The 14,748-nt window shown below is 43.8% G+C and carries 13 protein-coding genes; all 13 read left to right on the forward strand.

Annotated elements, in window-relative coordinates:
- Positions 1-42: 42 nt before the first annotated feature.
- The 13 genes from G608_RS0100460 (at position 43) to G608_RS0100520 (ending at position 14,659) form a co-directional block, all read left to right on the forward strand.
- Positions 43-1,047, forward strand: coding sequence for an acetyl-CoA carboxylase carboxyltransferase subunit alpha (locus G608_RS0100460; protein ID WP_026494340.1), 1,005 nt, complete (start codon positions 43-45; stop codon positions 1,045-1,047).
- A gap of 4 nt (positions 1,048-1,051) precedes the next feature.
- Entirely contained in the window at positions 1,052-1,999 is a 948-nt protein-coding gene (locus G608_RS0100465) for a 3-oxoacyl-ACP synthase III family protein (protein ID WP_026494341.1), read from the forward strand.
- A 68-nt stretch (positions 2,000-2,067) separates the two neighbouring features.
- A complete protein-coding gene (locus G608_RS0100470; RefSeq protein WP_026494342.1) occupies positions 2,068-2,964 on the forward strand; it encodes a nitronate monooxygenase in 897 nt (298 codons plus the stop codon).
- The gene (gene fabD, locus G608_RS0100475; protein ID WP_330366802.1) at positions 2,961-3,902 is read left to right on the forward strand and encodes an ACP S-malonyltransferase; all 942 of its coding nucleotides are present in this window, start codon (positions 2,961-2,963) and stop codon (positions 3,900-3,902) included. Before G608_RS0100470 ends, fabD begins: the two co-directional genes overlap by 4 nt.
- Before the next feature lie 51 nt (positions 3,903-3,953).
- Positions 3,954-4,703, forward strand: coding sequence for a 3-oxoacyl-[acyl-carrier-protein] reductase (gene fabG, locus G608_RS0100480; protein ID WP_026494344.1), 750 nt, complete (start codon positions 3,954-3,956; stop codon positions 4,701-4,703).
- Positions 4,704-4,721: 18 nt separating this feature from the next.
- Positions 4,722-5,993, forward strand: a complete 1,272-nt coding sequence (gene fabF / locus G608_RS0100485) for a beta-ketoacyl-ACP synthase II (protein WP_026494345.1) — start codon at positions 4,722-4,724, stop codon at positions 5,991-5,993.
- Between the two features lie 8 nt (positions 5,994-6,001).
- Positions 6,002-6,460, forward strand: a complete 459-nt coding sequence (gene fabZ / locus G608_RS0100490) for a 3-hydroxyacyl-ACP dehydratase FabZ (protein WP_242829322.1) — start codon at positions 6,002-6,004, stop codon at positions 6,458-6,460.
- Positions 6,461-6,583: 123 nt separating this feature from the next.
- Entirely contained in the window at positions 6,584-7,801 is a 1,218-nt protein-coding gene (locus tag G608_RS0100495) for an iron-containing alcohol dehydrogenase (protein WP_026494347.1), read from the forward strand.
- A gap of 196 nt (positions 7,802-7,997) precedes the next feature.
- A complete protein-coding gene (locus G608_RS0100500) occupies positions 7,998-8,468 on the forward strand; it encodes a MarR family winged helix-turn-helix transcriptional regulator (protein WP_026494348.1) in 471 nt (156 codons plus the stop codon).
- A gap of 5 nt (positions 8,469-8,473) precedes the next feature.
- A complete protein-coding gene (locus G608_RS19365) occupies positions 8,474-9,628 on the forward strand; it encodes an exonuclease SbcCD subunit D (protein ID WP_035794235.1) in 1,155 nt (384 codons plus the stop codon).
- Positions 9,615-12,800 carry an AAA family ATPase gene (locus G608_RS0100510; RefSeq protein WP_026494349.1) on the forward strand — a complete coding sequence of 1,062 codons (3,186 nt, stop codon included), beginning with the start codon at positions 9,615-9,617 and terminating at the stop codon, positions 12,798-12,800. The genes G608_RS19365 and G608_RS0100510 overlap by 14 nt, the downstream gene beginning before the upstream one ends.
- A 202-nt stretch (positions 12,801-13,002) precedes the next feature.
- Positions 13,003-14,385 carry a condensation domain-containing protein gene (locus G608_RS0100515; RefSeq protein ID WP_026494350.1) on the forward strand — a complete coding sequence of 461 codons (1,383 nt, stop codon included), beginning with the start codon at positions 13,003-13,005 and terminating at the stop codon, positions 14,383-14,385.
- Positions 14,386-14,419: 34 nt separating this feature from the next.
- Entirely contained in the window at positions 14,420-14,659 is a 240-nt protein-coding gene (locus tag G608_RS0100520; RefSeq protein ID WP_026494351.1) for an acyl carrier protein, read from the forward strand.
- The last annotated feature ends 89 nt before the right edge of the window (positions 14,660-14,748 follow it).

Below are 14,748 nucleotides of genomic sequence, written 5' to 3' on the forward strand. Positions count from 1 at the left end.
AATATCGTAAGGGATTAATTTGTTACCCGGAGGTAAGGTCAGATGATAGAAACGATACTAAAAAAGGTCGAGAAGATAGACGAACAGATAGAGGCTCTTAAGGCTACGGCAGGTAAGGAAACAAAAGCGCTTGTAAAGAAGACAAATGAAAGTGATGAGAAGCTTGAGAGTGTAACCTCTGAGTATGATAGCTGGAACAGACATTCAAAAGAGATCGATAAGCTAAAAGAAATGCGAGGCTTTTTCCTTAGCGAGTGCAGAAAGCTGAGCCCTGATGAAAAGGTCTATCTTGCAAGGCACAATGCAAGACCTCATATTGATGATTTTATCGAAGGCCTTTTTACAGATTTTTTTGAGCAGAAGGGCGATCATCTTTTTGATGAGGATAAGAGTATTTACGGAGGAATCGCAAAATTTCACGGGATTCCCGTTACTGTTCTTGGACACAGGAAAGGCCACAGCATAGAAAAGAGCATCGAATATAACTTCGGAATGCCATGCCCTGAAGGATATCGAAAGGCTTTAAGGCTTATGAATCAGGCTGAAAAGTTCAGGCGTCCCATAATCACCTTCATCGATACTCCGGGAGCATATCCCGGAATGGAGGCAGAGGAGCATGGACAAGGGGAAGCCATTGCCATGAATCTTGCAAAGATGAGTCAGTACCATGTGCCGGTTATATCTGTTGTTACCGGGGAGGGAAATTCGGGAGGAGCCCTGGCAATAGGTGTTGCCAACAGAGTGCTGATGCTTGAAAACGCCGTTTATTCGATTCTTAGCCCTGAAGGCTTTGCCAGCATTCTTTGGAAGGATTCCGGAAGACACAGGGAAGCCTGCGAGCTAATGAAGCTTACCGCTGATGATCTTTTTGTGGCAGGGATAGCAGATGAAGTGATAAAGGAACCTCTTGGGGGAGCACAGAGGGATTATAAGAACGTTATGAAAAATACAGATGAAGTGATTTATAACCATCTGAAGGAACTGATGAGTCTTTCGGAAGCAGAGCTCAAGAGTGACAGACAGATGAAATTCAGGAAGATCGGATGAAAATATGAGAAAAATATCGATAGTCGGGACCGGAATGGCCGTGGCAGGCAAAAGGGTCACAAATGATGACCTTTCCAAGCTGGTTGATACTAATGATGAATGGATAACTACAAGGACAGGTATAAAGGAAAGACGGTTCTGCGACGAGGGGGAGAGTACATATACCTTGGCAGAGACTGCGGCAAGAGAGGCAATCGCAAGATCAGGCATAAGCATTGGGGACATTGATGCGATTGTATGCGCTACAGTTTCGGCAGAATATGTTACACCAAGCCTTTCATGTATAGTACAAAGACAGCTTGGGCTGAAAGAGGACATTCCGGTTCTTGATGTAAATGCGGCCTGCAGCGGATTTATATATGGACTTGAGGTTATAAGGGGACTGCTTGATGGAAGCGATGGAAAGTATGGCCTTGTAATTGGCTGTGAACAGTTATCAAGGCTAATGGATATGACAGACAGAAGCACCTGCGTACTTTTTGGGGACGGTGCCGGGGCTGCTGTAGTGAAGCTAAGTGAAGAAAAGTCATACGCCTCCGTTCTTGGGGCAAGGGGAGGCTACGAGATACGTGTTGAAGGCGCAGGGCCTGTAGTCACCAAGATAAAAATGGATGGCAGCGAAGTTTTCAAATTTGCCACCGCTGCAATTCCAAAATGTATAGGTGCACTGCAAGCTAAAACAGGTATCAGTCTGGATGAAGTTAGTCAGATAATATGCCATCAGGCTAATGCCAGGATTCTTGATCACTGTGTGAAAAAGCTTAAGGCGGATCCGGATAAGTTTTATAAAAATATGGACAGATACGGAAATACCAGCGCTGCCTCAGTGCCAATGGCTCTTGATGAACTGGTTAAACTGGGGAGAATCCACAACGGAGATAAACTGATGCTGGTGGGCTTTGGCGGAGGACTTACCTGGGCCGGTGTGCTTATTGAATACGATGGAAAGTGATAAGGGGAATCAAGAGGAATAATCCTATCAATAAGCGCGCAGTCAAATCCATAAATAAAGGTGAAAACATGAAAAAGCTAAATGAAATACTTGGAACTGAATACCCAATAATTCAGGGAGGCATGGCGAATATAGCCACGGGTGAATTTGCAGCTGCCTGTTCTAATGCGGGAGGCCTTGGGCTTATAGGCGTGGGTGGTATGAATCCGCAGATGCTAAGGGATGAGATAGACATCTGCAGGTCAAAAACAGACAAGCCCTTTGGTGTAAACATCATGCTGATGCATCCTGATGCAGATGAGTTTGCGGATATTGTAGTGGAAAAGAATGTAAAGGTCGTTACGACAGGAGCCGGAAATCCGGGGAAATACTTGGAGAAATGGAAGGCAGCAGGAATCACGGTAATACCTGTTGTGGCAGCACCTATACTTGCAAGGCATCTTGAAAAAGCAGGGGCTGATGCAATTATAGCTGAGGGCTGTGAGAGCGGCGGTCATGTGGGAGAGATGACTACCATGACTCTGGTTCCTCAGACTGTGGATGCGGTTGATATTCCTGTTATCGCTGCGGGAGGAATAGCTGATTCGAGACAGGTAAAGGCTGCTTTTGCTCTTGGAGCCTGCGGTGTTCAGGTTGGAACTTGTCTTCTTGCCAGCGATGAATGTCCAATCCATGAGAACTATAAAAATGCCGTGATAAAGGCAAAGGGTACGGATGCAATCGTAACAGGCAGAATCGGAGGAACCCCTGTGAGGATTCTTAAGAATAAGATGAGCAGGGAGTACATAAAGCAGGAAAAAGCGGGAGCAGGCATAGAAGAGCTGGAGAAATTCACGCTTGGCAGCCTTAGGAGAGCTGTTTTTGACGGTGACACTGAAACAGGAAGCCTTATGGCAGGTCAGACCTGCGGCCAGATAAAAGAGATAAGGCCTGTAAGAGAGATTTTTGAGGAGCTAATGAAATGATGAAAACAGCGTTTTTATTTGCGGGTCAGGGAAGTCAGCACAAGGGAATGGGCGAAGATCTCTACAGGGATTATGAGGAATTCAGACAGGTCTATGACAATGCGGAAACGGATTTTGACCTTAAAAAAATGTGCTTTGAAGACGAGAATGGACTACTTAGTAAGACAAGGTACACACAGCCCTGTATGGTCGCTTTTGCTGCCGGGGTATCGGCGATTCTGAAAAAGCTCGGGATAAAGGCTGATATGATGGCGGGACTTTCGCTTGGAGAGTATTCGGCTCTTTGTGCGTCCGGAGTTTTTGATGAAAAGACAGTGATCAGGCTTGCAGCCTTTAGGGGTGATGCCATGACAAAGGCAGCGGAGGGTGTAGACAGTGCCATGACAGCTGTTATGGGACTTGGAAGGCAGGAGCTTCAAAGCTGCGTAGATGAAGCAGAAGGCCTTGGTGTGGTTTCCATTTGCAATGATAATTGTCCGGGGCAGCTTGTAATAGGCGGAGAGAAGGCTGCTGTATCCGCTGCTGCGGAATTTGCCAAAAACAGAGGAGCAAAAAGGTGCGTGCCTTTAAACGTAAGCGGACCCTTTCACACTTCTCTTATGGAGAGTGCCGGGGATGAGCTGGAAAAGTATTTTGAGAATTTGGATTTTGGAAATGAAAAGGTTCCTGTTGTCTTTAATCTGACAGGTAAGGAGCTTTTGCCCGATCAGACCATACCGGAACTTTTGAAGGGACAGGTTAAGAGCGGCGTAAAAATGACAGACAGCCTGAACTATATGCTCGATAAGGGTGTCCGCAGATTTGTAGAGATCGGTCCCGGCAAGGCACTGACAGGCTTTGTGAAAAGATGTGCCAAAGAAAAGCAGATAGATGACATTGAATGCTATACGGTAGAGACATCGGAGGATATAGAGGCACTGGCTTCAAGCTGGAGCTAAAGCGGATTTAAGTGAGTTTGGAAAGAACATTTAATCCTGAAAGGAAAAGATATGGACAGCACTAAAAGAACAGCCATAATTACCGGCGCCGCAAGGGGAATTGGAAGAGAGATTGCAGTCTCTTTTTATAAAAATGGCTACAACGTGGTTATGAATTATGCGGGAAATGATGAGGCTGCAGGGGAAACAATCAGGCTTTGTAAAGAGACCGGGGGAGAAGGCAGGATTATCAGCGTAAAAGGTGATGTGTCAAAGGAAGATACCGCAAAGTCACTTGTGGATGCAGCCATGGATGAGTTCGGAAGTATTGATGTGGTTGTAAATAACGCAGGAATTACCAAGGATACGCTGATGGCCATGATGAAAACTGACGACTTTGACAGAGTTATTGATGTTAATCTTCGCGGTGCTTTTTTACTTACTAAGATGGCGGCAAGGCCCATGATGAAAAAACGATATGGAAGGATAATCAATATCTCCAGCGTAGTTGGCGTTCATGGAAATGCAGGACAGGTAAACTATGCTGCAAGTAAGGCTGGACTTATCGGCATGACAAAGTCCATAGCAAAGGAACTGGCGGGAAGAAATATCACGGCAAATGCCGTGGCTCCCGGAATGATAGCTACGGATATGACAGATGCCATGAGTGATAATGCTAAGGAACAGATAAAAAACAGTATCCCCGCAGGCAGGCTGGGAACCCCTGAAGATATCGCAAATGCAGCTCTTTTCCTTGCAGATGAAAAAAGTGGATATATCACAGGACAGGTTCTTCTGGTTGATGGCGGAATGGGAATGTGAGTTGGAGATTACGGAATTATGAATACAAAAAGAAGAGTAGTTATTACAGGACTTGGAACCATTAATCCTACGGGAAACAGCGTGACAGAAAGCTGGGAAGCGGTTAAGACCGGAAAAAGCGGAGTTGGTACTATAACGGCATTTGATACCACGGATTTTAAGGTTAAGGTTGCTGCAGAGGTTAAGGATTTTGCTCCTGAAACAAGACTTGAGAAAAGAGAGCTACGCCATATGGCAAGGTTCACGCAGCTTGCTCTTTTTGCAGCGGAGGAAGCAATTAAGGATTCCGGGCTGTGCGATGGTGATGAGGAATATTCATATTCTTCAAAGGTTACTGCGGCAGATGCTGCAAGGTGCGGAGTTATAGTATCAAGCGGAATAGGCGGCCTTGAGGTTACCGCGGCGCAGCTTGATCGCGCAAACAAAATGGGATTTGATAAGGTTAATCCCTTTTATGTGCCCATGACTATTTCCAATATGGCTGCGGCAAGAATCGCAATACAGCATGGCTTTAAGGGAATGTGTTCATGCCCTGTGACAGCCTGCGCAGGCGGCAGTAATGCCATAGGAGACAGCTTTTTCAGAATTCGTGACGGATATGAGGATGTGATGGTTTGCGGCGGAACAGAAAGCTGCATTACGCCTCTTGGTATTGCGGGCTTTCAGAATATGAAGGCTTTATCTGAAACCACGGATCCTGATAGAGCCAGCATCCCCTTTGATAAAGACAGAAATGGCTTTGTCATGGGAGAAGGCAGTGGAATTCTGGTTCTTGAAGAGTATGAGCACGCATTAAAAAGAAATGCTCATATATATGCTGAAATAGTTGGATATGGCAGTAACTGCGATGCGTTCCATATCACTTCACCATCCCCTGACGGAGAGGGAGGAGCAGCCTGCATGGAGCTGGCAATAAAGGACGCAGGGATTAGTCCGGAGGATATCAATTATATTAACGCCCATGGAACCTCAACAAGTCTTAATGATAAGTATGAGACAGCGGCTGTTAAGAAGGTTTTTGGAAAGCATGCCTATGAGCTCCTTGTATCAAGTACCAAGTCCATGACAGGGCACCTTCTTGGAGGAGCAGGAGGAGTTGAAGCTGTATTTTCGATAAAGGCTCTGGAGGATGATTTTGTACCTCCGACAGTGGGACTAAAGGAGACGGATCCTGAGATGGACTTAAACTATGTTCCTGGAAAAGGCGTATCTAAAGAGCTTAAATATGTTCTTAGTAACAGCCTTGGTTTTGGCGGCCACAATGCCTGCCTTATTTTTAAAAAGGCGTGAGGTTTATGATGTTAGAAGAAGTAATGGACAGAGAAAATAAAAATACTCTTTCAGCTGAGGAGATAGAAGGGATTTTGCCCCACAGATATCCTTTTGCGCTGGTTGACAGGATTCTGGATTATGAGCCCGGAACATGGGCTGTTGGCAGAAAATGCGTGAGTATGGACGAGCCCTTTTTTCAGGGACATTTTCCCGGAAAGCCAATAATGCCGGGGGTTCTGATAATTGAAGCATTGGCACAGACAGGGGCCGTAGCTGCGCTTTCACTTCCTGAAAATAAAGGTAAGATTGCGCTATTTGGCGGAATAAAAAATGCCAGATTTAAAAAGCAGGTTGTACCGGGGGATGTTTTAGAGCTTCGGGTAAAAATGATACGAAGTAAAGGCCTCGTAGGTGTTGCCGAGGCAGAGGCTCTTGTGGAAGGTAAGGTCGCTACAAGAGCAGAAATCACATTTTCGGTTATCTGATCTTCGAAAAATCGTAAATATTTTAAAAAGTCAAGATTTGATTTATAGAAATTTACCTATTATAATAATCTTTGGGTTACGTTATTTTTTTAACAAGATTATTTTTTAAAGGAGGTATTTGGTATGTCACGTTTTACTCTGCCCAGAGATATTTATCATGGAAAAGGTGCTCTTGAAGCACTGAAGACTTTCGAGGGCAAGCGCGCCATCGTCTGCACTGGTGGCGGATCAATGAAAAGGGGCGGCTTTTTACAGAAGGTAGAGGATTACCTTAAGGAAGCCGGAATGGAAGTTGAGCTCTTTGAGGGTATCGAGCCCGATCCTTCCGTTGAAACAGTTATGAAGGGTGCTGAAGCTATGCAGAAGTTCCAGCCCGACTGGATCGTTGCTATCGGCGGCGGCTCACCTATCGATGCTGCTAAGGCTATGTGGATCAAGTATGAATATCCTGATACCACATTTGAAGATATGTGCAAGGTATTTGGACTTCCCAAGCTCCGTACCAAGGCAAAATTCTGTGCTATTTCTTCAACATCAGGAACAGCTACAGAGGTTACTGCATTCTCGATCATTACAGATTATCAGAAGGGTATTAAGTTCCCTATCGCTGACTTCGAGATCACTCCCGATGTTGCAATCGTAGATCCTGAGCTTGCTCACACAATGCCCAAGAAGCTGGTTGCTCACACCGGTATGGATGCTATGACACACGCTGTTGAGGCTTATGTTTCCACAGCTAACTGCGATTACACAGATCCTCTCGCTATTCATGCAATTGAGATGATCATGGATAATCTGGTTAAGTCATATAACGAGGATATGGACGCAAGAGATGCTATGCACAACGCACAGTGCCTTGCAGGAATGGCATTCTCCAATGCACTTCTTGGTATCGTTCATTCAATGGCTCACAAGACCGGCGCTGTTTTCGCTGATCTTGGTGCTCACATCATCCACGGTGCTGCAAACGCTATGTACCTTCCTAAGGTTGTTGCATTCAACGCTAAAGACCCTGTAGCTAAGAAGCGCTATGGCGTTATCGCTGATTATATGCACCTTGGCGGATCAAATGATGATGAGAAGGTTAAGCTCCTTATCGAGTATCTGCGCAAGATGAATGATGACCTCAACATTCCTCACAGTATCAATCACTACGGCGCTGACGGACTTCCGGCAGAGCAGGGCTTTGTTCCTGAGGATGTATTCCTTGCAAGACTCCATGACATCGCTGCAAATGCAATTCTTGATGCATGTACAGGCTCCAATCCTCGTCAGCCCAGCCAGGAAGAGATGGAGAAGCTCCTTAAGTGCTGCTACTACGACACAGAGGTTGATTTCTAAAAAGACTGCGTGATACGTAGAAAAGAGGATAACTCAGTATAAAGACATTAAAGCCGATCTTCATAATCAGACCTTTATTCTGATATGGAGGTCGGTTTTTATCATATAAAAATTCATTTTGATCTCTATAAGATAAACATAAATAAACCTCTTTGTATGCTATAATTTATAAAAATGATTAAAGGAAATTTAGATAATGTTCAATACATCTATTAGTGAGATTTACGACAAGCTTCGTCTGCATTTTTATATGAAGGTCTATTCCCGTTTTGAAAACAGGGAGGCTACACTTACCACGGTTGAGTCCTTCAGTATGGAGGTTATTATGGCACTTGGTGAGCCAACTGTTGCGCAGTTTGCGGGGGTGGTGAATATTTCATCTCCAAATGCTGCCCACAGAATAAAATGCCTTGTTCAGAAGGGATATGTGGAGAAGATACAGTCCAAGGATGATGCCAGAGAATATCATCTTAGACCCACCCAAAAATATATGTCTTACAGACAGATAAATCAGGATTATCTGGAAATCCTTATGAAAAGATGTCAGGAGAGATTTTCACCGGAAGACTATGCAAAGCTCAACGAGATGCTTGATATCATAAATCATGAGCTTATGCCTGAGCTTGATATAAAGGACTATACATTCTTCGATAAGGTAGGTGAGTAGGAAACATGAAATTCTTACATTTGGGTGATCTTCACCTTGGAAAGAGCCTTGGTGAATTTGATCTCATTGAGGATCAGAGATATATCCTTGACAGAATTATTGATATTGCTAAAGAAAAGAAGGCTGATGCCATCCTCATAGCAGGGGATGTGTATGACCGTGCAATTCCATCGGAAGCAGCGGTTGGCCTTCTTGATTCTTTTTTCTGCAGCTTATCTGAAAATAATATCAAGGTTTTTGTGATCAGCGGTAATCACGACTCTGATGAGAGACTGGGATTTGGAAGCGCTCTTTTTGAAGAGAGCGGAATATATATTTGTTCTAAATTTGACGGACATCTTTACCGCCATGTGTTCACAGATTCTGTTGGCGATGTGAATATTTATCTTTTGCCTTTTATTAAAGCATCTCAGGTTCGTCACTTTTTCCCGGATGAAAAGATAGAGACCTATGATGATGCGGTAAAATGCGTCCTTGAGCATTCTGATTTTAATAAGGATGAGAGGAACGTACTTGTAGCTCATCAGTTTGTTGCGGGAGGAGCAGACCCTGTATTGGCGGGATCTGAACATATTCAGGCACTTAGTGTGGGAACGGTTGAGAGAATATCCTACAGCACCATGGAGAACTTTGATTACGTGGCCCTTGGGCACATTCATTCTCCGCAGAAGGTGGGGCATGAACATATAAGATATTCAGGCTCTCCTATAAAGTATTCTCTTAGCGAAGTAAGTAATGATAAATCAGTTCCTTTTGTTACTGTAGGTGAAAAGGGCGAACTGGATATTGAGCTTATACCGCTTAAGCCAAAGCGAGATCTTAGACGTATAAAAGGTGAGCTTAAGCAGCTCCTTAGCAGTGAGAACGTGACAGATACAGAGGATTTTATCTATGCTGTTCTTACGGATGAAAACATCGTAAATGATGCCATGAGCATTTTTCAGCAGTATTACCCCAATACTGTTAAGATCGAGTATGACAACGAGCACACAAGAAGCATAGAGCATGTAGATCCGACCGATTTTACAGAGAAAAGATCATTCACGGATCTTATTTCTGATTTCTACAGGCAGGTATATGGATGTGAGATTACAGAAGACGAGCTCCTTATAATGAAGGAGGTTGGCAGAGAGGCAGGTGTAGTGGATGAAGCCGATTAAACTTGAAATAAGTGCCATTGGACCTTATGCCGGAAAGGCCAAAGAGATAGATTTTACGAAATTTGAAGAAAAAGGACTTTTCCTTATCTGCGGTGATACCGGAGCGGGAAAAACCACTATTTTTGATGCTATATGCTTTGCTCTATACGGCCAGACCAGCGGAAACTACCGTGATACCAAGAACCTAAGAAGCGAGTATGCTGCCGACGGTACAGAGAGCTATGTGGATTTTTATTTTTCTCATCAGGGACATGAGTACCATGTATACAGACAGCCAGCCTACGAGAGACCAAAGCAGCGCGGAACAGGTATGGTTTCCGTAAAAGAAAAGGCGATTCTCTATGAGGATGACAAGGTGCAGGTAGAGGGATTAACGCCTGTAAATAATGCGGTCAAGGATCTTTTGGGAATAGACTACAAGCAGTTTAAACAGATAGCCATGATAGCCCAGGGAGAATTCTGGTCTCTTTTAAATGCAAATACTGATCAGAGAACGGATATCCTCAGAACAATTTTCATGACAAACAGCTACAAGGATATTGAGTTTAAGCTTAAGGCAAAAATGGATGCGGCATTTGGCGTAAAGATCAGAACTCAGGAGAGTATCCTGCAGTATTTTAATGATGTGGTTGTTGCTGACCCGGAGGCCCTGCCTGAGGATATTATCGAGCTAAGGGAGCGGGTGAAGGCCGCAAAGAGTGTATGGAATACGGAAGAGCTGGTTTCCTCCATAGACAGGATAGTGGAGATAGATGAAAAAAAGAATGAGGAAATAAAGGACGGTCTCGGTAAGCTTGAGGAGGAGCTTTCTGGTGCAAACAAGGAGCTGGCCACAGCCACAGACAATAACATGTTTATAGAGACTCTGGAGGCTACACTTAAAAAGAAAAATGAGCTGGATGAGAAAAGGCCCCGGATGGATAAGCTTAAGGATATTACCGAAAAGCAGAAAAATGCCGTCTATAAGTGTAAGCCACAGCTTGATCAGATTGAGAAGCTCAGCGCGAATATTGAGACCACGAAGGCATCCATTGAGAAGGCTGAGAAAGATTTAGAAGAAAACAAGAGTCACATGGAAGCTGCAGTCGAGAGATTAGAAAATGCAGAGAGTAAAAACGACAGGGCTCTTGAACTGAATAATCTTGTAAATAAGATTGAATCGGAAAAAGAGAAGTATATAAACAGAGATAATTTAAATACAAGGGCAAAGGCTTTAAAGAAAAAGAGTGAAGACATAACAGGCAGGCTTGAGGATATTACTAAAAAAGAAACAGAGCTTAAGGAGAAAACAGAGAGACTGGTAAAGACTGTTTCAGAGCTGTCTGATGCACCGCAAAGGCTTGCTTCTTTAGATGCTTCCTATAAGGAATTGTCAGAGATTCTGTCAGACCTTAATGACATTGCCGATGAGAGAATTCCATCTCTTAACGGGAAGAAAGCTTTACTTTTGGAAAAGCAGAGTAAATTCGAGTCAGCAAGAGAAGCCTATGATAAGGCCTTTGAATCTAAAAATGATGCTGAAAAGATCCTTGAAAACAGCAGAGCGGGAATTCTGGCAGCTACCTTAAAGGATGGAGAAAAGTGCCCTGTATGCGGATCTGTCCACCATCCTGAGCCTGCGATTCTTTCAAAGGAATCCATAACAGAGGAAGAGTTTAAGAAGCTATCAGAGCTTTGCGATAAGGCATTGAGTGCTAAGAATAAAGCTCTTACTGAGGCAGAAAAGGATAAGGCTTCTGTTACGGAGATTGAAAACCAGCTTAGAGTCAATGCCATGGATATTCTCGAGAAGGATGTTTTTGGAGATCGGAGCTTGGAAGGCGCAGCCTTTGACGAAATAGCCGGGAAAATCGCACCTGCAAGGGATGAGCTTAAAACCGTTATAAGTGAAAAGGAAACTGAGATAGCAAAGGTAAAGACAGATACTCTGGCGCTTAGTGAAGCTGATGCGGAGCTTAAAAAAGCACAGGGTGAAGAGAGAGATAAGCTTTTAGAGGAAAAGGATAATCTTCTAAAGGAGCAAAGCGAAAATTCTAAGGAGTATTCTGCCTGCATAGGCGCTCTTGGGGAACTTGAGCAGTTAAGCTATCCTGATCTTGCAGCAGCAACAACTGCCATGGAGGAGGCAGGAAAAGAGTATAAAGACATAACCCATGAGATTGAAGAAGCAAGAACAGCAAAGCAGAACCTTGATAAAAGGGTAACGGAACTGGATGCGACCATAAAGACCCTTAATGAAGCGCTGACTAAGGACAGTGATGAGTATGCCCGGAAGGAAAAGGAGTTTGAGCTTTTAATAAGTCAGATGTCCTTTGAATCGGTAGATGATCTTAAGGCGTATATAGTCCCTGAAAAAGAGATAGAAGAAGGAGAGAAGACTCTTTCAGACTATAAAACCGAGGTTAAGCTCTGCGCATCAAATCTTGAGAAGGCCAAAAAGGACGCTGAGGGACGAAGCTATGTGGATATTGAAGCCCTTCAGGAGAATGTAGATGAGCTAAACGCAAGGGTAAATGCCATTAGGAGCGATGCCGGAAAGATAGGACTTCGAATAGAGACTAATAAAGAGCGCAGGGATAAGATTAAGGCCCAGGACGAAGCTTTTTCGAAAGCTGTAAAGGAGCATGATACCTGTAAGCGTCTGTACAGTCTTGTAAAGGGTACCACCGGAAACGGTAAGATAACCCTCGAGCAGTATATCCAGGCAGCAGGCTTCGACGGAATAATAAGAGCAGCCAACAGAAGACTTTATCCAATGAGCGATAACCAGTTTGAGCTTTTCAGACAGAGAGACTTACTTGGCAGACAGAGTAATACCTTCCTTGATCTTGAGGTTCTGGATAACTTCACAGGTAAGAGAAGACCTGTAGGTAATCTCTCCGGTGGTGAGAGCTTCAAGGCATCCCTTAGCCTTGCTCTTGGCCTTTCCGATACTGTATCTTCAAGTATGGGCGGAATTCAGATGGATGCTCTTTTCATAGATGAGGGCTTTGGAACACTGGATAGGAAGTCTATCGATAATGCCATGGATATTCTTCTTGGGCTTTCAAATGCCAATAAGCTTGTAGGTGTCATAAGCCACAGAGAGGAGCTGGTAGAGAATATCCCGCAGCAGATAAAGGTTAAAAAGGGAAAGAATGGCAGTACAATCGAGATAGAGACAGGAATGTAATCTAAAGCTTAAATACATATAACGAAAAAGGTCAGTGACCGGAGATATCGAACATTTGAAATAGAAGTGTTCGATATGTTCCGGTCATTTTTATTGCATGTGTTCATTAAGCTCCAAGAGGGGTAGTACAGGGAAAACATTTGTGATACCGTCCATATTGTTATTAGAAAACAAAAGAGTTTATGGAAACGAGGAGAGAGTTATGAAAAAGACATATCCACTTACTCCGGCGCAGAACATGCACTACAAATGGATTAAGGAATATGGAACACAGCAGGTTTCAGGACTTAGCGTTGTAGCTTCCCTGAAGGCTGAAATTGATTTTGGACTTCTCAAAAAATGTATTCAGCTTGAGATGGAAAGATACGGATGCATGAGGCTTAGGTTCACAAAGGCCGATGAAGAGGGGAATGTCAGACAGTATCTTAAAAAGGATTCAAGAGATATTCCATTAAAGGATCTTACGGGAATGAGTCTGAAGGAAGCAGATGACCTTATGCAAAGCTGGGCCTATAAAACCTTTGATGGTGACGACATACCCATGTGTGAGGTTTTTATGGTTAAGCTCCCTGAGGAGTATCGCGGATTTTTCATACACATGGATCACAGACTTATTGATTCCTGCGGGGTAATGGTTATGACCAATGATATCATGGCTCTTTATACCCATTACAGATTTGGCTCTGATTACCCGGAAGACCTTGCGGATTTTGAAAGTGTCTTAGAAGCGGATCTGCAAAAGGCAGGAAATGAGAAGCGTTTTAACAGGGATAAACGGTTCTGGGATGAACAGCTCGATAAGCTGGGAGAGCCTTTGTATTCGGATATACAGGGCCCTTCGGTTCTGGAGGAGTCAAGGAAAAGACATAAGAATAAAAAACTAAGGAGTGCTGATATAGAGCGCAAGGAACTGTTTGTGACAGTAAAGGATTATAAGCTTGATCCTGAGCCTTCCAAGAGATTGTTTGATTTTTGCCAGAATCACAATATCTCAATGACAAATCTTTTGCTTCTTGGAATCAGAACATATCTGTCAAAGCAAAACGGTGGACAGGAGGACATTTCAATACAGAACTTCATATCAAGAAGAGCCACAAGGGATGAGTGGACATCAGGCGGCAGCAGGACCATCATGTTCCCTTGCAGAACAGTAATTGCCGCAGATACGGAATTTATCGATGCTGCATATGAAGTCCAGAATACACAGAACAGGATATACATGCACAGTAATTATGATCCGGCGCTTATCTATGATGAGATAAAAAAGCGTTACGGTACGCCCGAGGATACTACTTATGAGAGCTGTTATCTCACCTATCAGCCAATGCCGGTGAAGATGTCGAACCCATTTCTTAAGGATATACCGATGCATGCCAAGTGGTTTGCAAACGGAGCGGCAACAAAGAAGATGTATCTTACGGTTTCACACACGGAGGATGGCGGAATGAACTTTTCATATCACTACCAGACAGTGCAGCTATCGGAAAAGGATGTGGAACTGATGAATTACTACCTGATGAGAATACTGTTCAGAGGAATCGAGCAGCCGGATATGACGGTTGGTGAATTGATGGAAGCGGTTTAAGTAATCACTTAGTGAGGTTTAAGGAGGAGACATTATGAGTAAAGAGATGAAGTTCAAAACTATTATTGCGCAGTATTGTGAGGTTTTGCCGGAGAAGATGAAGGGGGACTTAAGGTTCAGAGAGGATCTGGGATTCAGTTCATTGGATTTTATGTCATTTCTTGGAGAGCTGGAGGATGAATTTGATGTTGAATTAGAGCCGGAGCAGGCTACTTCTATTTCAACCGTCGGTGAAGCACTGGAGCTTTTGAATGAGCTGGATATGGCAAGCTGACGGCATGATGCATAGTGAGTCCTGATGGTATTTAGCAGAATGTGAGATAAAGCACATAAGGTCAGGCAAAACTGCATTTAGGTATTAAG

The sequence above is a fragment of the Butyrivibrio sp. WCD3002 genome, assembly GCF_000424265.1.
Taxonomy (GTDB): domain Bacteria; phylum Bacillota; class Clostridia; order Lachnospirales; family Lachnospiraceae; genus Butyrivibrio.